Raw genomic sequence first — 21,470 nt, forward strand, 5'->3', positions numbered from 1 at the left:
AGACTCCTGGGTTGGGGCAGAGGGCGCGGGTGTTCAGCCCATCCACTGGCTGACAGGCACGGCAGTGTCCTGCAATTCCTGTGAAATCACATCGACCAGCGCGGGCCCATCGTGCATCAGGGCGGCCTTGAGCGCGGCTTCGAGCTCGGCTGGGTCTTCCACCCGCCAGGCTTTCACACCGAAGGCCTCGGCCACGCGGGCGTGCTGGGTGCGGTTGAAGTCGACCGAAAAATAGCGTTGCTCATAGCCGGTCTTCTGGCTGGCCTTGATCCAGCCGTACACCGAGTTCGAAAACACGATCATCTTCAGCGGCACGTTGCGGCGCACGATGGTTTCCAGTTCTCCACAGGTGAAGCCGAAGCTGCCGTCGCCCATCACCGACACCACCACCGAATCGGGCTGGCCGAAGGCGGCACCCACCCCAGCCGACATCGAAAAGCCCAGCGCGCCGTGTGCCCGGTTGGTGATGAAATGCCGCCCCGCCTGGGGGGCATTGAAGTAGGCCGAGAAGTAAGGGCAAGGCGTGCCCGGATCGGCCACCACGATGGCGCGGGCCGGCAGCAGGCGGTTCAGCAGATCGACCACGCGCTCAGGCTTGATCGGGCGGTCCAGCGAGGCGGCCAGCGGGGCAAAGAAGGCCTGCTTCTCGGCCCGCGCGCGTGCCGCCAGGGCTCGGCCATCGGCCGCGTCGGCCGGCCGTTGGTCAGCCCGCTGCGCCACGGCCGCCGCCAAGGCCTGCAGGCCCAGCAAGGCATCGCCCACCAGGGCCACATCAGTGCGGTAGTTGGTGGCGATGGTCATGGGGTCCACATCCAGGTGCACGATGGTGACGCTGCGCGCTGGCATCTGCCAGTGCTCGGTGGTGGTCGAGCCGGCGCGGCAGGCCACGAACAGCACCAGGTCGGCCTGCGCTACCACCGCGCGGGTGGCAGCCACACCCCCGTTGGTGCCCACTACCCCGGCATTCAAGGGATGGGTGTCGGCCAGGCTGCCCTGGCCGCTGACGGTGGTGCACACCGGTGCGTTGAGGGCGGTGGCCAACTCGGCCAGGGCCTCACTGGCGCCGGCAATCACCACCCCACCGCCGCAGATGATCACGGGCGAGCGGGCGGCCACGAGGCGCTCGGCCGCCTGCTCGACCGCCGCCGGATCGGGCGCACTGCGGTAGGCCGGCACGCGGTCGTGCCCGGGCTGGTCCCACACCTCGGCCGGGTCCAGGGCGTGTTTTTGCACGTCGTAGGGCAAGGCGATGTGGGCCGCCCCGGGGCGGCCCGTGGTCATGGCCCGGAAGGCGCTGCGCACCGCGCCGGGGATCTGGTCCACCCGGTCGATGGTGGTGTTCCATTTGGTCAGCGGCTTGTACAGCGCCTGCTGGTCCAGCTCGGTCAGAGGAAACTTGCCGCGCGCGCCCACCGACACATCCGAGGTGATGCCCAGCACCGGCACCGAGGATTCATTGGCCTCCACCAGGCCCGGCAACAGGTAGGTGGCACCGCCACCGCTGGGGCCTTCGCACACCCCCACCTTGCCGGTCACCCGGGCATAGCCGTCGGCCATGTAGCCGGCGCTGCGTTCATCGCGCGTCAGGATGTGGTCGATGCCATGGTCCAGCCGGGCCAACGCATCGTAGAAAGGCAGGCTGGTGTCGCCACACAGGCCGAAGATGTGCTTCACGCCGTTGAGTTGCAGCATGCGCACCAGGCCGTCGGCGCCGTTGAAAGAAGAGCTCATGAACCATCCATTGCGTGAAAGTGGGGCTGCTGCCAGCAGCGGTTTGGCCTGGAAAGGCAGATTTCAATTTAAGTATACTTAAATTGGGCGCAGCGTCCAGAGGCACAATCCAGACCCATGAAAGCCCCCATTTCCCCGATCCGGCGTGAACGCGGCAGCGGCGTGTTCAACACCTTGCGTGAGATGGCCATCAGCTGCCAGCTCAAACCGGGCGAGCGCCTGAGCGAGATCGAGCTGGCCGCCCGCCTGGGCGTCAGCCGCACCCCCGTGCGCGAGGCCCTCAACCGCTTGGTGACCGAGGGCTTTCTGCAGCCCTGCTCCCGGGGTTTCATGCGGCGCCCGCTCGATGTGCAGGAAACGCTGGACCTGTACGAGGCCCGGGTGGCCGTGGAGCGCGAATGCCTGCGCCTGGCCCTGCTGCGCGGCACACCTGAGCAACTCGATGAGGCGCAGACTTTTCTGAACCACAGCCGCGCGGTGTCTGTGGACACGCCGATGGCCGAGCTGGTGGCCCTGGATGAGGCCTTTCACCGGCGTTTGGCGGCCATGTCGGGCAATGCAGAGCTTCAGCGCATGTTGGACAGCCTGAACGACCGCATTCGCTTTCTTCGCTGGATCGACATGGAACACGTGGGCCGTGATTCGACCCAGCAAGAGCATCAGTCCATCCTGGAGGCCTTGCGGCGACGCGACGCCAGCGCCGCCGAGCAGCACTTGAGCGATCACATCGTGCTGCGCCGCGACCAGATCGCCGAGGCCATCCGCCTGACGCTGGCCCGGCTCGAAGCCGCCTGACGTCAGGCCGGCGCCGCGGGCTCAGTCGCGGAACCACACCCCCTTGGCGATGGCTGCGGCGTTGATGCCGCCATAGGCCACCAGCGCCAAGGCCTGGGCGGCAAACACCCCGGCCAGACCCCAGCCTGCCCGCCAGGCCAGCCAGCCCCCCACCGCGGCAATCACCAGCCGCGCGATGTTGCCCAGCACCGGCCACAGCAGGCGCCCTGCCCCCTGCGAGGCAAAGTACAGGATCAGGCCCAGGCCGAACAGCCCGTACACCGGGCCCACGATGCGCAGGTATTGCGCACCCACCGCCTGCATGCCGGCATCGCTGTCGAACAACGACAGCCAGGCGTGGGGAAAGGCCGCTGCCGCCAGCCCGATCAGTTCGCACAGCAGCACCGCCATGGCCGCCCCGATCCAGGTGGCGCGCAAGGCCCGTTCACGCCGGCCCGCCCCGACGGCGGTGCCCACCATGGCCACCAGCGGGCCCCCAAAGCCGAACACCAGCGGCACCAGCAGGTACTCGAGCCGCGAGGCCGTGCCATAGCCGGCAATCGCCTCGGGTCCGAAGCGCCCGGCCAGCCCGGTGGCGATGGCAATCGCCACATTGGTGGCCACCGTCGACACCGCACCGGCCAGGCCCACGCGCAGGATGTCGCGAAACAGCGGCCAGCGCAGTCCGGCATCGGCCCAGGTGGGGCGCAGCAGGCTGCGTGGCGACAGCAACCACAGGCCCAGTGCCACTGAACCGCCGGCGTAATACAGCAGCAGGGCCAGGGCCCCACCGGCAATGCCCATGGCCGGCACCGGGCCCCAGCCGAAGATCAGCAGCGGTGACACCGGCAGCAGCAGCAGGGTGCCCACGCTGATCACCTGCGCTGGCAAGGCCATGTTGCCCGTGCCCCGGATCACCGAGGCCAGCGAGTTGAACAGCCACACCAGCACCGCCCCGGCAAACACCCAGTTCGAATACACCAGAGCGGCCTGCAGCGAGCCGCCCTGCCCGCCCATGGCGGCATACAGGCGCTCGCCGCCCAGCAGCGCCGCCGCCGTGAAGGCCAGGCCGAACAGGCCTGACAACACCAGCGCATGGAACACCAGCGCGTGGGCATCGTGGCGCCGGTGGGCGCCCAGCGCCCGCGCAATGGCCGAGGCAATGCCGCCGCCCATGGCGCCGGCCGACATCATCTGCATCAGCATCACCACCGGAAACACCAGGGCCATGCCGGCCAGCGCGTCGGTACCCAATCGGCCCACAAACCAGGTCTCGATCAGGCCGGCGGCGGCCTGGGCCACCATCACGATCACATTGGGGGCGGCCAGGCGCAGCAAGGTCGGCGCAATTGGCCCTTCCAGCAGCAGGCGGGTGCGGGGGTCCATGGCAGGGGAGGCTGCTGGTGCTGGTGCTGGTGGCGTGGCGTGTGGGGGATGCATGGTGTCTCGGTGGGCCAACCCGGGTCGGTCCTGATAGATGTATATGCATTGATTATGGGTGAGTTGCCCATTTCCTGCTGGCGCACGGAAGACACCGGCCCGATCGGGCCGGCACCGACAGCATCAGGAGGCGGGAGAATCAGCCCGGCGCGCTGGCCGAGTCGACCTTGTGCAAAAAGGCCAGCGTCACGCGCGGGCTGGCGTTGAGCAGTTGGGACAGTTCTTCGACATCGCTGCCCAGGGCCGGGTTATCCCAGCCCTTCATGGTGTGGCGGGCCAGCCGCGAGGCCAGCACCACGTTCTGCACGCTGGGGTGGTCGGCGTGCTTGCCGTCGCTGATGCGGATCAGCAGCCGGGGCAGGTGCCACAGGCGCAGCAGCGCCTGGCGCAGGTCGTCGAGCTCGACATTGAGCAGGCTGCGCTGCGCCAGCACGCTGCGCAGGCCCGGGTCGCGCTGCTGGGCCTGGCGCACCTGCAGCATCAGGTCGGGGGCATGGCACCACATCAGCAGCTCGGCAAAGTCGTGCAGAAAGGCGGCCTCGTGGATCATGTCGATGTCGGTGTCACTGCGGTGCACCGCAAAGGCCATGGCGAAATGGGCGGCGCGCTCGCTGCGTTGCAGCACCTCGTACAAGGCCTCGAGCGCCTCGGGCTGTTCCCGCAGGCGATCCTCCACCGTGGGTTGCGGGCCGAATCGGTTGAAGAAAGGCGTGATGCCCGTCATCACCAGGGCGCTGGTGATGCTTTCGGTCTCGGTGTCGTCTTCATCGCGGCGCAGCGTGGCCACATGGGCCATGAACTTCACCGTCATCAGCGGGTCGGCACGCAGCACCGGCCCCAGGTCGCCGGGGCCGATGTCGTCCTCGCGGGCCCGCAGTTCCTCCAGGGCCTGTGCCGTGCTGGCCAGCACCGGGATCTCGGCGCGCATGAAATGCCGCACCCAGGTTCGCAAGTCGCGCAGGGGCCACTTCAGGAACACAGGGGTGGCAGCAGCATCACTGGCATGGGGGTCGGAGGTGTCCATCGGGGCATCGGGAGGGAAGGTCAGCTAGTGTCATTTTGTGACTGCCTCAGGTCAAGGTCTTCGTGGGACCGTGCTTTCCCTGGCGCCCCGTGCCCGGAGCGTCCTGAGGTGTTCAGACCTGGGCCAGCATGGGCTGCCAGCGCCACCCGCCTTCGTCCTGGGCGGCCCCATCGGCCGCAAAGCCCAGCTTTTCATAGGCCGGCACCGCGTTGAGCGAGGCGTTCACCGTGAAGGGCGCCGGGTCGGCCTGCAGCTTGAGCGCGTGCTCGCGCGCCACCTGCCACAGGGCGCGGCCCACGCCGCTGCGCTGCCAGCGTGGGCGCACGAACAGGTACTGCAGCTTGCGCGGCCCGTTCAGGGCGAACACGCCACAGGGGTCGCCGCCTTCGGCGTCCAGCGCCACCCAGAAATGATGCTGCCCATCGCCCAGGCGCTGGCGCAGGCCGGCGCGGGCGTAGCTGGCCAGCACCGGGTCACGTGCCCGCGCATCCAGGGTGGGCCAAATTGAGTGGATGGTGGCCGCCACCATCAGGGCCTGGATGGCATCGGTGTCCCCCGGGCCTGCGGGCCGGATCGGCCAGGCCAGGGTGCTCTGGGGCTCGCGCGCGCTCATGCGCCCACCTCGGCATTCACCTCGGCGCTGCCCCCAGCGCCACGCGCCTGGCGACGTTCCTGCAAGCGGTTGGCCACGCTGATCACGGCCTGGATCGAGGCGGTGACGATGTTGTGGCTCATGCCCACGCCAAAGCCGCTGCCGGCCACGCCTTCGAGGGCGGCTTCCACAATCGCCAGGGCCTGGGCATCGGCGCCGCTGCCGGTGGCGCGTTCTTCATAACTGTCCACCCGCATCGGCAGGCCCAAGGCGTCCACGGTGGCGGCGATCGGCCCATTGCCCTGGCCCGACAGGCGCTGACGCACGCCCTGGATGCTCAAGTCCAGTTCGATGCCCTGTCCGCTGCCGTCCAGGGTGTGGCCGTGGTACTGGATGGCATCGCTGCCGGTGCTGCTGCCGCGCAGGTAGGTTTGGCGGAACAAGGCCCAGATGTCTTCGCCATTGATTTCGGTCTCGCTGGCATCGGTCTGGCGTTGCACCACGGCACTGAACTCGACCTGCATGCGGCGCGGCATCACCACGCCGCGCTCACGCTCCAGCAAGAAGGCGATGCCCCCCTTGCCCGACTGGCTGTTCACCCGGATCACGCTGTCATAGGTGCGGCCGAGGTCGGCCGGGTCGATCGGCAGGTAGGGCACTTCCCACAAGCCGTTCGGGTCCTGGGCGGCAAAGCCCTTCTTGATCGCGTCCTGGTGCGAGCCCGAAAATGCGGTGAAGACCAGGTCCCCGGCATAGGGGTGGCGCGGGTGCACCGGGATCGAGGTGCACTCTTCGGCCACGCGGGCCACGGCGTTGATGTCCGAAAAATCGAGCTGGGGGTGCACGCCCTGCGTGTACAGATTGAGCGCGAGCGTCACGATGTCCACATTGCCACAGCGCTCGCCATTGCCGAACAGGCAGCCTTCCACGCGATCGGCGCCCGCCATCATGGCGAACTCGGCGGCTGCCACACCCGTGCCGCGGTCGTTGTGCGGGTGCACCGACAACACGATGTGTTCACGCGGCACCAGGTGGCGGTGCATCCATTCGATCTGGTCGGCAAACACGTTGGCCGTGGCGTTCTCCACCGTGGTGGGCAGGTTGATGATCACCTCGCGGCCCGGGCCGGCACCCCAGGCGTTGATGGCGGTGTGGCAGGCCTCAAGCGACACCTCGAGCTCGGTGGCGCTGAAAGTTTCGGGCGAGTACTGCAAGGTCCAGCGGGTGTCGGGCTGGGCGTCGGTGAGCTGCTTGAGGTAGCCCACATGGTGGCCGATCAGGCCCATCACCTGCTGCACGCTCATGCCGAACACGATGCGGCGCCAGGCCGATGCGGTGGCGTTGTACAGGTGCACGATGGCGCGTGGGGAGCCCTTCACGGCTTCCACCGTGCGGGCAATCAGGTCCTCACGCGATTGGGTCATGACCATGATGGTCACGTCATCGGGGATCAGCTTGTCTTCGATGAGTTTGCGCACAAAGTCGAAGTCGGTCTGCGAGGCTGCCGGGAAGCCCACCTCGATCTGCTTGAAGCCGATGCGCACGAGCTCCTTGAACAGACTCATCTTGCGCTCGGCATTCATCGGCTCGAACAAGGCCTGGTTGCCATCGCGCAAGTCGGTGGACAACCACAAGGGGGCCTGGGTGATGGTGCGCGAGGGCCATTGGCGATCAGCGAGCGCGATCGGGGCGAAGGGGGCGTATTTGGCAGACGGGTTGGCAATCATGTCGGGCTCCACGAACAGCTTGCGGCGCCGGGGTTTCCGGGCAGGGCCGCAGGGGTCGAAAACAAAAAGAGAAAAGAAAAATCGACGACATCCCCTGCAGCCCTTTGCGCAAGGCAAAGGCTGGTTCGTGGGCCGGGGTCAGGGGGAAGTCTTGGAAGAGCGCGAAGCTCAGGACACGAACGCGAGCAGACCCCGGCCGAGCACTAGGCTTAGCTTCAGGGTGGTGGTTTGCTGGCGTTGCATGGGCGAAATGCTATCACAGCTTTTTTCGGCCGGTCTGTGGTCCGCGCCTATCGCCGCGATAGGGGTGACCAGGTCGCGCTATACTTTTCGCTAGGGTGCCAGGGGGCGCCCGCCCGCAAAAGAGGCTCTCACCCCTGCGAGCCCGGCCCGGTTTTCCACACCCGGCCGGCGCCCGGCAAGCTTTGTCTCTGGACAGCTTTTTTTGATTTCGTCTGACCCCAGCGGGAGGGTTGAACACACGAAACAAGAGCTGCTCATGAATCCAAATTCTGTTCCTTTCACCCCTACCCCCCCTCAGGCCCTGGTGGCCGAACTCAAGGTGCGTGCCCGCCTCGGCCTCAAGGCCTTGCGCTCCGGCGACACCCGATTGCTGGAGCGTGCCCGCCTGGGCGGGCACCGGCAGAACGACCCGGCCGAATGGCGCCTCGGCCACTGCCTCACCCTGGTGGCGCGCAGCCTGGGCTTCACCGATTGGGATCAGGCGCGCCGTGTGCTGGGAGGCCATGCCCAGCCGGGTGACGACCTGGGCGCCTTCTGGCATGCCAAGGCCTGTGACCGCTTGCTCAACCACTGGTTTGCCGACCTCGGCCGTGCCCGTGAATTGCTGCGCCAGGCTGGGCCGCAGCGCGTGTTGCTGCCCTATCGGCGCCAGTTCGTGGTGGTCGAGGAGCCCTACCTGCGCGAGCTCGGCCTGAGTCTGCAACACCTGTCTTCGGGCGTGGGCCCCGACCTGGTGCAGGCCTACGGCAGCCCGGCCTGGCGCACCCTGTGCTGGCAGCGCCTGCAGGCGCTGCCGGAGTGCTGGGGCTGAGTGGCCGGTTCGACGCCCTTTTCAGCGCCTGCCTTGCGGCAGCACCAGGGCCAGCAGTGACAGGCCGCAGAACACGGCGCCCGCCACAAAAGTGGTCGCCGGGCCCTGGCTGTCCCACAGCAGGCCGGCCACGGTGCTGGCCAGCAGCATGGCCAGGCCACTGACCAGGTTGAAGAAGCCGAAGGCCGTGCCCCGCAGGTCTGCTGGTGCGGTGTCGGCCACCATGGCGGCCAGCAGGCCCTGGGTCAGGGCCATGTGCACGCCCCACAGCGCCACGCCGGCCAACAGGCCGGCGGGCCCGGTCTCGGTGGCCAGCAGCAGATCGGCCAGCAGCAGCACCAGCACCCCGGCGGCCAGCAGGCCGCGGTGCCCGATGCGGTCGGACAGCTTGCCGAAGGGGTAAGCCAGCAGCGAGTACACCAGATTCATGGCCACCATCACCAGGGGCACCAGGGCCATCGCGATGCCGCTTTGCTGGGCCCGCAGCACCAGAAATGCCTCGCTGAAACGGGCCAGCGTGAACAGCGCGCCCAAAGAAACTACCCACCAGTAGGCTGTGGGCAGCCGGCGCAGCTTGGCGTGCTGGATCGGGTTCTCACGCGGGGCGCCCGCAGGCCGCACGGGCTCCTTCAGGCCCAGTACCAGCAAGGCCACGGCCAGCCAGGCCGGCACCGTGGCCACCCAGAACACGGCGCGGAAATCATTCGCCCACAGCAGCATCAGGCCGGCAGCGATCAGCGGGCCGGCAAAGGCCCCCACGGTGTCGAGCGACTGGCGCAGGCCGAAGGCGGCGCCGCGCAGGTGGGGTGGCGCGATGTCGGCCACCAGCGCATCGCGTGGGGCCCCGCGGATGCCCTTGCCCACGCGGTCCAGCAGGCGCGCCGTCACGATCAGGCTGGCCCCGCCGGTGAGGGCGAACAGCGGCTTGCTCAAGGCGCCCAGGCTGTAGCCCAGCACGGCCAGCGATTTGCGCCGGCCCCAGTAGTCGCTGAGCACGCCCGAGAACACTTTCACGATCAGTGCCGTGGCCTCGGCCAGCCCCTCGATCAGCCCCACCGTGGCCATGCCCATGCCCAGTGTGCCCACCATGAACATGGGCAGCAGGCTGTGAATCATCTCCGACGAAATGTCCATCAACAGGCTCACGAAGCCCAGGGTCCAGATGCCGGCCGGGATGTGGCGCAGGCCAGTGTCTGACGATGTCGGTGTCGCGCTCATGGCCTGCCGCGTCAGATGCCCAGTGGCGACACGCCGATCAGCCACTGGTGGCCCCAGAAGGCAAAGGCGGCCCAGGCCAGCAGGCCGGCCAGCACCGTCATGGCCGTGCTGCCGCTGTGCGCCGCCGGGTAGACCGTGCCCTGGGCCCGATCGCGTTGCCGGGCGCTGCGGAAATCCAGCACCGCCCAGGCCAGAAAGCCGCCGAACAGCAGCAGGTCGGCCAGGTTGCCATTGGCCAGCAGATGCGCCAGCGCCCACACCTTCACGGACAGCACCATGGGGTGGTGCAGCCGCGACTTGAAGCCGTTGTGCGGTACATAGGCCGCGGCCAGCAGCACGAAGGAGATCAGCATCAGCAAGGCCGCCACATGGCGCGTGGCCACCGGTGGCACCCACAGCACCACGGGGTTCTGCCGCGCCTGGCCATAGCCCCACACGATCAGGGCAAAACCCAGCAGCGACAGCAGCGAGTACAGGCCTTTCCAGGCGCCCTCACCCAGGCGCTCGCGGGTGCGGGTGCGCCAGCCTTCGGCCACGATGCGCACCGAATGCACGCCCAGGAACAAGATCAAGCCCAGCAACAGCCATGTCATGGATTCACCTCCTCACGCCACCCGGGCGCCGGCTTGATTATGGGTGCCTTGTGGCCGCCTTGCATGTCAGGTGTGCACAAGACCGAGGCCCCCGCCCGGGTTGGCCGCGTCCCGCAGGCACTGCACCAGCAGGCTGGCGGCCGGCGACAGCCGTGCCCCGCGGCGGGTGACGATGCCGTAGGCCTCATGGCGCGAGCGGATCGCCAGCGGCAGGCGCCGCGCGATCCGGTGCTCCTCGCAGAAGGCCATGGTGCCCTCGGCCATCAGGGCCACCAGGGTCGGGTCCTGCTTGAGCATCAGCATGGTGGCCAGCGACGACGCCGTCTCGATCGGGTAGGGCGGCAGGCCCAGGCCGGCCTCGCGGAACTCGCGCTCCAGCAGGGTGCGCAAGGGCATGTTGCCGGGGTAGAGAATCCAGCGGCACGAGGCCAGCTGCGCCAGTGTCACGCGCCGGGCCTTGGCCAGGGCGTGGCGCGGCCCCACGGCCACTGCCACGCTCTCATCCTGCAAGGCCTCGTAGTCGAACTGGTCGGCCTGCTTGGCCACCGTGGTGCGGCAGATGGCCAGGTCCAGCCGGCCTTCGTTGAGCTGGTTCAGCAGCTCGCTGCTGATGCCCTCGCGCACCTCGATCGACAAGGCCGGCTGCGTCTCGCGCAACTGGGCCAGGGCGCCGATCAGCACCGAGTGCAGCGCCCCGGTGATGGTGCCCACGGCCACCCGCCCGCCGCTGCCCCGCAGCACCCCGTCGATCTCTTCGCGCAGGTGGCCCAGGTCGGAGGCGATCACCCGGGCGTAACGGATGATGCAGCGCCCCAGTTCATTGGCCAGCACCCCCTTGGGTGAGCGCTCGAACAAGGCCATGCCGAAGGTCGATTCGATCTCCCGCAAGGCCTTGGTCAGGCCCGGCTGCGTCATGCCCAGGCGGTCGGCCGCGCGGTGCAGCGACCCCGCTTCGTCCAGCGCCACCAGCAGGGTCAGTTGGCGAAAGCGCAGGCGCGAGGTGATCGAGGTGAGGCTGGGGACCATGGGGATTCCAAAAGGTTATTGCCAGATCAAAAGCTCTCACTATGCAGCATGGCGGGCGCCTCCCAGAATCCCGCAGCACAAGGAGACAAGGCATGAAACTGCTTCGCTACGGCCCCCCGGGCCAGGAGAAACCTGGCCTGCTGGATGCGGCCGGCCAACTCAGGGATCTGTCGGCCCATGTGGCCGACATCGAGGGCAGCACCCTCGACCCGCACACCCTCGACCGCCTGCGCGCCATCGACTCCGCCAGCCTGCCCATGGTGGCCGGCACGCCCCGCCTGGGCCCTTGCGTGGGGCGCATCGGCAAGTTCATCTGCATCGGGCTGAACTACGCCGACCACGCCGCCGAATCGGGCATGGCCGTGCCCAGCGAACCCGTGGTGTTCAACAAGTGGACCTCGGCCGTGGTGGGGCCGAACGACGATGTGCGCATCCCGCGCGGATCGCTGAAGACCGATTGGGAGGTCGAGCTGGGTGTGGTCATCGGGCGCGTGGCCAGCTACGTCGAAGAGGCCGAGGCCATGGACCACGTGGCCGGCTACTGCGTGGTCAACGATGTGTCCGAGCGCAGCTACCAGCTGGAGCGCGGCGGCACCTGGGACAAGGGCAAGGGCTGCGACACCTTCGGCCCCACCGGCCCCTGGCTGGTCACAGCCGACGAGGTGCCCGACCCGCATGCGCTGCATCTTTGGCTGGAGGTGGACGGCCAGCGCTACCAGGACGGCAACACCCGCACCATGGTCTTCAAGGTGCCCCAGCTGGTGGCCTACCTGAGCCGCTTCATGACCCTGTACCCCGGCGATGTGATCTCAACCGGAACACCACCCGGCGTGGGCATGGGCTGCAAGCCCGAGCCCGTCTACCTGCGCCCCGGCCAGACCCTGCGCCTGGGCATCGAAGGCTTGGGTGAACAACAACAACGCACCGTCGCCGCCTGAAGGACCCGACACCATGACCCAATACGACTTTGAAGGCCGCACCGCCGTCATCACCGGCGGGGCCCAGGGCATCGGCCTGGCCGTGGCCCAGCGCCTGCTGGCTGGCGGCGCGCGCGTCAGCCTGTGGGATGCCGATGCGGCGGCGCTGGCCGCCCAGGCCGATCTGCCCGTGCACCGGGTGCAGGCCGACATCACCGATCCGGCCCAGGTCGCGGCGGCCCTGCGCGACACCGAGGCCCACTGCGGCCCCGTGGCCCTGCTGGTGCACAGCGCTGGCATCGCCGGGGCCAATGCCCCGGTGGTCGACTACCCCACGGCCGAGTGGCTGCGCGTGCTCGACGTCAACCTCAACGGCGCTTTCCATGTCAACCGGGCGGTGGTGGCGGGCATGGTCCAGCGCAACTACGGGCGCATCGTCAACATCGCCTCGATCGCGGGCAAAGAGGGCAACCCCAACGCGGCGGCCTACAGCGCCTCCAAGGCCGGCGTGATCGCCCTCACCAAGAGCCTGGGCAAGGAGACCGCGCAGTACGACATCGCGGTCAATGCCATCACCCCGGCGGCGGCGCGCACCCGCATCTTCGAGCAGATGTCGCAGCAGCACATCGACTACATGCTGTCCAAGATCCCGCGCGGCCGCTTTGTCGAGGTGGACGAGATCGCCGCCATGGTGGCCTGGCTGCTGACGGCCGAGAACTCGTTCACCACCGGCGCCGTGTTCGATCTGTCGGGTGGCCGCGCCACCTACTGAGCTGGACCCGATTCCGCCTGGGGCAACCCCCCCTGCCCCGGCGCACGTGCACCCGCTGATTTCAGCCATGACAACAGGAGACAACACCATGACCATCCCCCGCCGCCGCTTTCTGGCCGCCACCTGTGCCCTGGGCATTGCCGCGCCCTTCTCGCCGGCCCGTGCGGCCAGCGACTACCCCTCGCGCCCGATCGAGCTGATCGTGCCCGTGGCGGCCGGCGGTGGCACCGATCTGGTGGGCCGTGCCTTTGCCGAATCGGTCAAGAAATACCTGCCGCAACAACCCATGGTGGTGACCAACAAACCCGGGGCCAGCGGGGCCATCGGCACCGCCGAGCTCATCAATGCCAAGCCCGACGGCTACAAGCTGGGCATCATCATCTGCGAGCTCACCATCATCCCCAACCTCGGCATCACCAAGCACACCGCCTCCGATCTGCGCCCCATCGCCCGCCTGAACGCCGACCCCGCAGCCATCACCGTGCGCGCCGATGCGCCCTGGCAGACGGTGGACGAGTTCCTGGCCGACGCACGCCGACGCAAGGACCCGATCGCCATCGGCAACGCCGGTGTGGGCTCGATCTGGCACATGGCCGCGGCCGCGCTCGGCGACAAGACCGGCATCAGCTTCAACCACGTGCCTTTTCTGGGCGCGGCCCCGGCCGCCGTGGCCTTGCTGGGCGGGCATGTCGATGCGCTCACCGTCAGCCCGGGCGAGGTGGCCCAGCATGTGGCGGCCGGCAAGATGCGCACGCTGGCCGTGATGGCCGAGCAGCGCGTGGGCTCGGCCCTGTTCGAGAAAGTGCCCACCCTCAAGGAGCGCGGGGTGGATCTGTCGGTGCAGGTCTGGCGCGGCCTGGGGGCGCCCAAGGCCCTGCCCCAGGAGCTGGCCGATCTCTGGGCCGAGGTGGCCCGCAAGGCCGCCGACGACGCCGTGTTCCGCGACGCCCTGCTCAAGGCCAACCTGGGCTGGGCCTATGCCGATGGGCCCAGCTTCCAGGCGGCCATCGACAAGGACCGGGCCTTCTACAAAGACCTGGTGCCCAAGCTCAACATCCCCAAGGCCTGAGGACCTGGACCCGATCTGAGAGCCTCAAACGGCGGCGTGGCGCTCGCGCTGCTGGGCCAGCCAGCCCGGCACGGCGGCCTTGCTGCAGCGCTGCAGGCTGCTCAGCAAGGCGTGGTCGGCCTGCAGTTGCCAGCGCTCTTGCAGTTGCTGCTGCAGGTGGGCCAGCAGCGAGGCGGCCATCTCGGCATCGGCCAGCGCCCGGTGGGCCCGGCCGGCCGGCGGCAGGCCCAGGAAGGAGATCAGCGAGCCCAGCTTGTGGCTGGGCGCCTGCGGGATCAGGCGGCGCGACAGCAGCACCGTGCAGGCATAGGGCTGCGGTGCGCTCAGGCCGGCGCGGTCCAGTTCGGCCACCCAGAACTTGCGGTCAAAGGCCGCGTTGTGCGCCACCATGGGCGCCTCGCCCACAAAGCGGCTGGCCTCGCCCATCACCTGCTCGGCCGGCGGTGCCGCGGCCACCATGGCGTTGGTGATGCCGGTGAGCTGGGTGATGAAGGACGGGATGCGCACCCCCGCATTCATCAGGCTCTGAAAACGGTCCACCACCCGCCCCTGCTCCAGCAGCACGATGGCCACCTCGGTGGCACGCGCGCCCTGTTCCGGCGAGACGCCCGTGGTTTCGAAGTCGATGACGGCAATGGTGGACATGGGGCGTGAGACAAGGGGTTGGGAAGCTGCCGCAAGGGCGGGCTGTTGAGCCAGCAGCCATCGACCTGGTGCCTGCGGGCCTTGGCGGCATGCGGGCCTCCGAAAGTGGTTCAGGTCGGGCCTGTTCTTCTATTCAAGTCCTGGCTTTGGTAGTAGCGGGCCTTGGCCGCGTACATGGCCTGGTCGGCCCGCGACACGGCGGCATCGAGCGACTCGCCGTCCTGGCAGGTGGCGCTGCCCATCGACAGGGTCAGCGGCTGGCCCGGGTAGAACTGGTTGTTCATCTCGAGCAGCGACTGGATGCGCTCCTGCACGGCCGCAGCGGCGCGCGCATCGGATGCCGGCAGCAGCAGGGCAAATTCGTCGCCCCCGATGCGCGCCGCACAGGCCGGTGCATCCACCGCCTTGCCCAGCACCTCGCCGGCGCGGCGCAGCATGGTGTCGCCCGCGGCGTGGCCCTCCTCGTCGTTGACGCGCTTGAGCCCGTTGAGGTCGACGATCAGCACGCTGACCGGCCAGGGCCCGCGGCGGGCCAGGCGATTGAGTTCGTCGGCATAGAAGGCCCGGTTGCGCAGCCGGGTCAGCACATCGTGCTTGCCCAGGTACTCCAGGTAGGCCTCGGCCTTCTTGCGGGCGGTGATGTCCACCAGCGACACCAGCACCAGGCTCCAGTCGTTCTCATGGCCTTCCAGCACCGAGAACTGCATGTGGATGTGCAGCTTGTCGCCGTTGAGCGTGTAGTTGGTCACCTCGCGGTGCTGCACCAGCTTGTTCTGCCACAGGTCGATCAGCTGGTCGGAGAAGGAATCCACCATCTCGCCGCGGAACAGCTGGTCGAGCCGGCTCAGCAGCTCGCCCTTGGATTGGGCCCCGAACATGCCCAGCGTGAGCTGGTTCACATCCACCACCCGGATCTCCTGCATGCAGCGGGTCACGAACTCGGGGTGCACCCGGATGAAGGTGGGGAAGTCGGTGATGCCCTGGCGCCGTGCCTCGTCCAGCAGCTGCTTGACGGCGCTGAAGTCTTCCACCCAAAGCGACACCGGCGAGTGCTCGAACAGATCGCGCGCGTAATGCTCGCTGTTGGCCAGGCGCTGCAGGTTGCGGGTGGTGTCGGTCACGTCTTCCAGCGACACCATCACGCGGGCCCAATCGGCCTCGTGGCCCTGCAGGATGCGGGCCCGCACCAGCACGTCGAGGCGGCGCCCGTCGAGTGTGTAGTTGACGGTCTGGTTGACGAACTCGTGCTGGCCGTTCCACAGCTGCGACCACTCGGCCACCACCTGCGGGAACATGTCGTCGCGAAACACCTGGCCCAGGTTGGCCAGCAGGTGGTCCGCATCGGTGGCACCGAACAGGCTCAGGGTCTTGGCGTTCACACGCAGCACCCGGATGCAGGCCGCCCCTTCGGCCACCTGCTCGGGGTGTTGGGCCAGGTGCGCCGCCAGGTCCTGCACGCCCTGGCTGCGCAGGCGGTCGAAGAAGCGCTTGAGCTCGCTGAAATCCTCCAGCCACAGGGAGACCGGGGCCAGCTCGAAGATGCTCTCGAAATCTGTGGGCGCGGCGGAGGGTGTCAGGTGGCTCATCGCAGTGGGGTCGGACGCGGGTGGCGCCCTCGGAAAAGGGGGTGCTGGCAGTTTAGCGGAGCCCTGTGAAGCCGGGGTGGCAGGCGTGGCAGGGGTTGGCACAGGCTGTTGCCCCATGCCCGCCCCATGGGCTCACTGGGCTCACTGGGCGGCGCGGTCGCGGCGTGCTCGAACGGCCTCAGCCAGGCCTTGCAGCACCGGCAGCGTCTGGGCCATGCTGATGCAGGCATCGGTCACCGACACACCGTGCTGCAGCGGCTGGCCGGGCACGATGTCCTGGCGGCCTTCTTCCAGGTGGCTTTCGATCATCAGGCCGGTGATGCGCGTGTCACCGGCGGCGATCTGGCTGGCCACCTCGGCGGCCACCTCGATCTGGCGGCGGTGCTGCTTGCTGCTGTTGGCGTGCGACACGTCGATCATCACCTGCTCGCGCAGGCCGGCCGACTTGAGCAGGGCGCAGGCCGCGTCCACATCGGCGGCGCTGTAGTTGGGCTGCTTGCCACCGCGCAGGATCACGTGGCAGTCCTGGTTGCCACGGGTCTCGAAGATGGCCGACTGGCCCATCTTGGTCATGCCCATGAAGGCGTGCGCGGCCTGGGCGGCCTGGATGGCATCGGCCGCCACCTTCAGCCCACCATCGGTGCCGTTCTTGAAGCCCACCGGGCAGCTCAGGCCGCTGGCCAGCTGGCGGTGGCTCTGGCTCTCGGTGGTGCGCGCACCAATCGCGCCCCAGCTCACCAGGTCGCTGATGAACTGCGGGCTCAGCAGGTCGAGGAACTCGGTGCCCACCGGCAGGCCCAACTCCAGCACGTCAAGCAGCAGCTGGCGCGCCAGCTCCAGCCCTTCGTTGATGGCGAAGCTGCCGTCCAGGTGCGGGTCGTTGATGTAGCCCTTCCAGCCCACGGTGGTGCGCGGCTTCTCGAAGTACACCCGCATCACGATCAGCAGGTCGGCGGCCAACGCATCGGCCTGCTGCTTGAGCTGGCGGGCGTACTCCATGGCCTGCGCGTGGTCGTGGATGGAGCACGGGCCCACCACCACCACCAGGCGATCGTCCGCACCGTGCAGCACGCGTGAGATGGCGCTGCGGCTGTGCTCCACCAGCGCCTGGGCCGAGGCCGGCGTGGGCAGCCACTCCTGCAGCAAGGCGGGCGTGATCAGCGGGCGCACCGCGCGGATGCGGGTGTCGTCGATGCGGGTGGTGTCGTGGGTGTGGTCGGGCGAGGCGGCCGAGGCGCGAACGTGGGCAGTCATGGTCGGGGCGATGTGGGGTTGTCAGAGGCAGGGCTGGGCTCAGGCCTTCTTGAGGAAGACCGACTTCAGCATGAACTGGCCCTGGTCGGTCTTGCAGTCCACGTCGTGGTCGCCGTTGTCGTGCACCAGGCGGATGCTCTTGACCTTGGTGCCCTTCTTCAGCACGGTGGAGCTGCCCTTGACCTTCAGGTCCTTGATCAGCAGCACGGCGTCGCCGTCGGCCAGGGGCTGGCCGTTGGCGTCACGGATCACGCCGTCGCCCGCAGGCTGGTCTTCGTCGCTGGCTTCGGCCTGGGCCGGCCACTCGAAGGCGCAATCGGGGCAGATGAACTGGTCGCCGTCGGCGTAGGTGTTTTCAAGCCCGCATTGGGGGCAGGCGGGCGGGGTGGTACTCATGGTGGGGCGGTCCGGGGAAGCAATGAAAGCCCGATAGTTTAGGCCCCCGGCCTCAATGCCTGGGGTGAGGCGGGGTGTGGGGCCGGTTGTGAGACCGAGTATCGGAGCGGCTGGTGGCCGTTGCGGGGTGCTCGGTTTCCAGCAGCGCAAAGTCGATGAACCCGCGCTCCACATCGGTGTGTTTGAGCTCCACGCGCAGCAACTGGCCCACGCGCAGCGGGGGCAGCCGCCCGATCAGGCGCCCCTCCACCGGGGGCGACAGCAGCCGCACCCAGGTGGCCGAGGCTTCGGCGCCGGTCACCAGCGCGTCGAACGATTGGCCCACGAAGCGCTCCAGGTACAGCGCCGCCTCGCACTTGCGCAGCTTGCGCTCCACCTTGCGCGAGGCGTCTTCCTGCCGCGTGCAGTGCTGGGCCAGGGCCTGCAGCTCGGCGTCGCTGTAGGGCATGGGCTGGTGGGCCAGGGCGGCTTTCACCATGCGCTGGGTGATCAGGTCCGGAAAGCGGCGGTTCGGCGCGGTGGAGTGGGTGTAGTCGCGCAGCGCCAGCCCGAAGTGGCCCAGCGGGCGCTGGCCTGCCTGTTCCACCACATACTCGCCCGAGCCCATCAGCTTCACGATGACCAGCGACAGATCGGGAAAGCGCAGCGGGTCGGCCGTGTGGCGGCGCGCCAGAAAGGCCTCGAGCGCACGCGAGTCGGGGCTGCCCGGCAAGGTCTCGCCGTACTGGGCCGCCACTTCCATGATGCGCATCCAGCGTTCGGGCGAACGCACCACCCGGCGCAGCGAGCGCCCGCTGTGGCGCGCCAGAAAGTGGGCCGTGCAGGTGTTGGTGGCGATCATCAGCTCTTCGATCAACTGGCGTGCGCGGTTCTGCACCTGCTGCTCGATGCCCACCAGTTGCCCCGCGTCGAACACGGCCCGGGGCTGGAAGGTCTCCAGCGCCAGCGAGCCCTGGGCATGGCGGGCGCGGCGCAGGGTCTGGGCCACCTGGTCCTGCAGACGCAGTTGCTGCTCCATGCCGCTCACCCGGGCGGCGGCCTCGGGCAGCGGGCCCTGCCCCTCGAGCCAGGCGGCCACCGCGTCGTAGGCCAGTTGGGCCTGGTTGTGCACCCGGGCGCGGTACAGGCGCACGCTGTGCAGGCTGGCGTCGGCATGGATCACCATCTCGGTCACCACGGCCAGCCGGTCCACTGCGGGGTTCAGCGAGGTCAGGTCGTAGCTCAGCGCCTCGGGCAGCATCGTGAAAACCCGCGCCGAGGTGTAGACCGAGGTGGTGTTGAAGCAGGCGTGTTCGTCGATGGCCGAGCCCTTGGGCACCACGCTGTCCACATCGGCAATCGCCACCCACACGTGGGTGGCGCCGTCGGGCAGGGCCTCGGCCACGGTGAGCTGGTCCAGGTCACGCGAATCGTCGTTGTCGATCGAGCACCACAGCAAGGCGCGCAGATCGGGCAAGGACTCATCGGGCGCCGCCGGGGCCTGCCGGATCGCGTCAACCTGGCGCTGCACGGCGGGTGAGAACTCGGGCTGCAGGCCCCGTTCGGTCATGCTGGCGGTGGCGATGCGTTGCAGGTCGGCGTAGCGGCCGGGCCGGTGGGCGGAGGGAGCAGACATGGGGCACGGAGGCCGGGGCAGGCCCGGGCAAAAAGGGAGACGGCTCATTTTGCAGCAAGCGCGCGGCCAGGCTGTGCGGGCGGCGACAGCGGCGCATCGGCCCGGGCTGTTAGAGTTTTGGGCTCCAAGCGGTGCCTATCCTGGCGGCCGTCCTTGACCTGTCCGCACATGACCACACACCTTAGCGCTTCCGCCTCCGCCCCCTCCACCGCCCCCGCCGTGCCACGCCATCCGGGCGGGCGGGCACCGGGCCCCGCCAAGCCCTTGTGGCAGGTGTTCCTGGGCTTTCTCGGACCCATGTTGCTGAGCAACATCCTGCAGGCGCTGTCGGGCACCATCAACAACATCTACATCGGCCAGATCCTGGGCGTGCAGGCCATGGCGGCGGTGTCGGGCTTCTTTCCGGTGGCCTTTTTCTGCGTGTCCTTCATCATCGGCCTGGGCGCGGGCTCGTCGGTGCTGATCGGGCAGGCCTGGGGCGCCCGCGACACCGGGCGGGTCAAGGCCGTGGCCGGCACGGCACTGTGCGTGGCCTTGTTGCTGGGCCTGGTGGTGGCGCTGGTGGGGGGCAGCTTCACCCCGGCGCTGATGCGGGCCCTGGGCACGCCGGCCAACATCCTGGACGAGGCCACGGCCTATGCGCGCATCGTGCTGCTCAACATGCCGCTGATGTTCCTGTTCCTGCTGTCCACCGCCATGCTGCGCGGCGTCAGCGACACCGTCACGCCCCTCAAGGCCCTGGTGCTGTCCACCGTGCTGGGCCTGGTGTTCACGCCGGCCTTCATCCTGGGCTGGGCGGGCCTGCCCCGCATGGGCGTGGCCAGTGGCGCCCTGGCCTCGGTGCTGTCCACCGCCTGTGCGCTGCTGTGGCTGGGCTGGCACCTGCGCCGGCGCCTGCACCCGCTGGCACCCGATGCCACCTTGCTGCGCCACCTGCGCATCGAGCCCCGGCTGCTGGCCACGGTGCTGCGCATCGGCGTGCCCACGGGCTTGCAGATGATCGTCATCTCGCTGGCCGAGCTGGCCTTGCTGTCGCTGGTCAACGGCTTTGGCTCCGACGCCACGGCGGCCTACGGTGCGGTGAACCAGATCGTGGCCTATGTGCAGTTCCCGGCCATCTCGATCGCCATCACCGCCTCCATCCTGGGTGCCCAGGCGATTGGCGCCGGGCGCAGCGAGCGCCTGGGCGACATCGCGCGCACCGGGCTCTTGATGAACCTGGTGCTCACCGGGGCGCTGGTCACCGTGGCCTACCTGTTCTCGCGCCCCGTGATCGGGTTCTTCATCACCAGCGCTCCGGTGCTGGAGCTGGCCCAGAACCTGTTGCACATCATGCTGTGGAGCAGCGTGATCTTCGGCATGGCCAGCGTGCTGTCCGGCGTGATGCGGGCCAGCGGGTCGGTGCTCGCGCCCACGGCCATCTCGATCTTCTGCATCCTGGGGGTCGAGGTGCCGGTGGCCGTGCTGATGAGCCGCCACATCGGTATCGAAGGCGTGTGGGTGGCCTACCCGGTGGCCTTCATGGCCATGCTGCTGCTGCAGAGCCTGTACTACCGGCTGGTATGGCGGCGCCGCCCGATCCGCAAGCTGGTGTGACAGGCCTCGGTCCTCGCAGACGTCAAGGCCTCACAGCGTGGCCCCATAGCGCACCGCCGCCATGGCAAAGGCGAACACCAGCCCCTGCATGAAGCGGTTGCGCACCGGCACCGGCGAGCCGTGTTGGGCACGCCAGTGGCCGATCCACGCCAGCACCGCGCCCGACAGCAAGGGCGACAGCACCAGGTTGGCCAGGCGCAGGCCCTTGCTCGGCAGCAGCGAGTGCGGCAGCCACAGCAGACTCAAGGCGCCGACCCCCAGGCCCAGCAAGGCATAGCCCAGCAGGGTGAACAGGGGGTGCGGTGGGCGACGGCGCTCGGCGGGGCGTGTCAGGTGCAGGCCCCATTCGGCCAGCAGCTCGCCCAACACCTGCAGCAAGACCTCGCCGAACAGTTCAAACAGCAACTCGAACAGGAATTCCATGGCGGCATTCTCGCCTGA

General features: G+C 68.6%; 20 protein-coding genes. 6 read left to right on the forward strand and 14 right to left on the reverse strand.

The window, feature by feature from the left end:
* Nucleotides 1–33: 33 nt before the first annotated feature.
* A complete protein-coding gene (locus tag F624_RS0107760; RefSeq protein ID WP_019573717.1) occupies nt 34–1,731 on the reverse strand; it encodes a thiamine pyrophosphate-binding protein in 1,698 nt (565 codons plus the stop codon).
* Between the two features lie 117 nt (nt 1,732–1,848).
* Between F624_RS0107760 and F624_RS0107765 the strand changes: the two genes are divergently transcribed.
* On the forward strand, nt 1,849–2,526 hold the full coding sequence (locus F624_RS0107765; RefSeq protein WP_019573718.1) for a GntR family transcriptional regulator: 678 nt from the start codon (nt 1,849–1,851) through the stop codon (nt 2,524–2,526).
* Nucleotides 2,527–2,547: 21 nt separating this feature from the next.
* Here F624_RS0107765 and F624_RS0107770 read toward each other — a convergent pair whose 3' ends face one another.
* From F624_RS0107770 to leuA, 4 genes are all read right to left on the reverse strand, one after another.
* Nucleotides 2,548–3,891 carry an MATE family efflux transporter gene (locus F624_RS0107770; RefSeq protein WP_019573719.1) on the reverse strand — a complete coding sequence of 448 codons (1,344 nt, stop codon included), beginning with the start codon at nt 3,889–3,891 and terminating at the stop codon, nt 2,548–2,550.
* Between the two features lie 193 nt (nt 3,892–4,084).
* Nucleotides 4,085–4,969 (reverse strand): HDOD domain-containing protein, encoded by an 885-nt coding sequence (locus F624_RS0107775; protein WP_019573720.1) that lies wholly within the window; start codon nt 4,967–4,969, stop codon nt 4,085–4,087.
* Between the two features lie 112 nt (nt 4,970–5,081).
* A complete protein-coding gene (locus F624_RS33335) occupies nt 5,082–5,582 on the reverse strand; it encodes a GNAT family N-acetyltransferase (protein ID WP_019573721.1) in 501 nt (166 codons plus the stop codon).
* Nucleotides 5,579–7,288 (reverse strand): 2-isopropylmalate synthase, encoded by a 1,710-nt coding sequence (gene leuA / locus F624_RS0107785; RefSeq protein ID WP_019573722.1) that lies wholly within the window; start codon nt 7,286–7,288, stop codon nt 5,579–5,581. Before leuA ends, F624_RS33335 begins: the two co-directional genes overlap by 4 nt.
* Before the next feature lie 499 nt (nt 7,289–7,787).
* Between leuA and F624_RS0107790 the strand changes: the two genes are divergently transcribed.
* Entirely contained in the window at nt 7,788–8,342 is a 555-nt protein-coding gene (locus F624_RS0107790) for a hypothetical protein (protein ID WP_051107344.1), read from the forward strand.
* Between the two features lie 21 nt (nt 8,343–8,363).
* On the opposite strand, the gene F624_RS0107795 is transcribed toward F624_RS0107790, so the two are convergent.
* From F624_RS0107795 to F624_RS0107805, 3 genes are all read right to left on the reverse strand, one after another.
* Nucleotides 8,364–9,560 carry an MFS transporter gene (locus F624_RS0107795; RefSeq protein WP_019573724.1) on the reverse strand — a complete coding sequence of 399 codons (1,197 nt, stop codon included), beginning with the start codon at nt 9,558–9,560 and terminating at the stop codon, nt 8,364–8,366.
* Between the two features lie 11 nt (nt 9,561–9,571).
* A complete protein-coding gene (locus F624_RS0107800) occupies nt 9,572–10,153 on the reverse strand; it encodes an NnrU family protein (RefSeq protein WP_019573725.1) in 582 nt (193 codons plus the stop codon).
* Nucleotides 10,154–10,219: 66 nt separating this feature from the next.
* Entirely contained in the window at nt 10,220–11,179 is a 960-nt protein-coding gene (locus F624_RS0107805; RefSeq protein WP_019573726.1) for a LysR family transcriptional regulator, read from the reverse strand.
* A 92-nt stretch (nt 11,180–11,271) separates the two neighbouring features.
* On the opposite strand from F624_RS0107805, the gene F624_RS0107810 reads away from it, so the two are divergent.
* The 3 genes from F624_RS0107810 to F624_RS0107820 all read left to right on the forward strand — a co-directional run bounded on the left by F624_RS0107810 (nt 11,272) and on the right by F624_RS0107820 (nt 13,937).
* Nucleotides 11,272–12,117 carry an ureidoglycolate lyase gene (locus F624_RS0107810; protein WP_019573727.1) on the forward strand — a complete coding sequence of 282 codons (846 nt, stop codon included), beginning with the start codon at nt 11,272–11,274 and terminating at the stop codon, nt 12,115–12,117.
* Between the two features lie 13 nt (nt 12,118–12,130).
* A complete protein-coding gene (locus tag F624_RS0107815; protein WP_019573728.1) occupies nt 12,131–12,868 on the forward strand; it encodes an SDR family NAD(P)-dependent oxidoreductase in 738 nt (245 codons plus the stop codon).
* Between the two features lie 88 nt (nt 12,869–12,956).
* On the forward strand, nt 12,957–13,937 hold the full coding sequence (locus F624_RS0107820; protein WP_019573729.1) for a Bug family tripartite tricarboxylate transporter substrate binding protein: 981 nt from the start codon (nt 12,957–12,959) through the stop codon (nt 13,935–13,937).
* A 24-nt stretch (nt 13,938–13,961) separates the two neighbouring features.
* Here F624_RS0107820 and F624_RS0107825 read toward each other — a convergent pair whose 3' ends face one another.
* The 5 genes from F624_RS0107825 to F624_RS0107845 form a co-directional block, all read right to left on the reverse strand.
* A complete protein-coding gene (locus tag F624_RS0107825) occupies nt 13,962–14,582 on the reverse strand; it encodes a 3'-5' exonuclease (protein ID WP_019573730.1) in 621 nt (206 codons plus the stop codon).
* 110 nt (nt 14,583–14,692) lie between these two features.
* A complete protein-coding gene (locus F624_RS0107830; RefSeq protein WP_019573731.1) occupies nt 14,693–16,168 on the reverse strand; it encodes a sensor domain-containing diguanylate cyclase in 1,476 nt (491 codons plus the stop codon).
* A gap of 141 nt (nt 16,169–16,309) precedes the next feature.
* Nucleotides 16,310–17,422 carry a 3-deoxy-7-phosphoheptulonate synthase gene (locus F624_RS0107835; protein WP_019573732.1) on the reverse strand — a complete coding sequence of 371 codons (1,113 nt, stop codon included), beginning with the start codon at nt 17,420–17,422 and terminating at the stop codon, nt 16,310–16,312.
* Nucleotides 17,423–17,461: 39 nt separating this feature from the next.
* The gene (locus F624_RS0107840) at nt 17,462–17,818 is read right to left on the reverse strand and encodes a zinc ribbon domain-containing protein YjdM (RefSeq protein WP_019573733.1); all 357 of its coding nucleotides are present in this window, start codon (nt 17,816–17,818) and stop codon (nt 17,462–17,464) included.
* A gap of 52 nt (nt 17,819–17,870) precedes the next feature.
* The gene (locus F624_RS0107845; protein ID WP_019573734.1) at nt 17,871–19,433 is read right to left on the reverse strand and encodes an RNB domain-containing ribonuclease; all 1,563 of its coding nucleotides are present in this window, start codon (nt 19,431–19,433) and stop codon (nt 17,871–17,873) included.
* A 297-nt stretch (nt 19,434–19,730) separates the two neighbouring features.
* Between F624_RS0107845 and F624_RS0107850 the strand changes: the two genes are divergently transcribed.
* Entirely contained in the window at nt 19,731–21,029 is a 1,299-nt protein-coding gene (locus F624_RS0107850) for an MATE family efflux transporter (protein WP_019573735.1), read from the forward strand.
* A 30-nt stretch (nt 21,030–21,059) separates the two neighbouring features.
* On the opposite strand, the gene F624_RS0107855 is transcribed toward F624_RS0107850, so the two are convergent.
* Nucleotides 21,060–21,452 (reverse strand): hypothetical protein, encoded by a 393-nt coding sequence (locus F624_RS0107855; RefSeq protein ID WP_019573736.1) that lies wholly within the window; start codon nt 21,450–21,452, stop codon nt 21,060–21,062.
* Nucleotides 21,453–21,470: the final 18 nt, after the last annotated feature.

It is taken from the genome of Curvibacter lanceolatus ATCC 14669, assembly GCF_000381265.1.
GTDB lineage: Bacteria > Pseudomonadota > Gammaproteobacteria > Burkholderiales > Burkholderiaceae_C > Curvibacter > Curvibacter lanceolatus.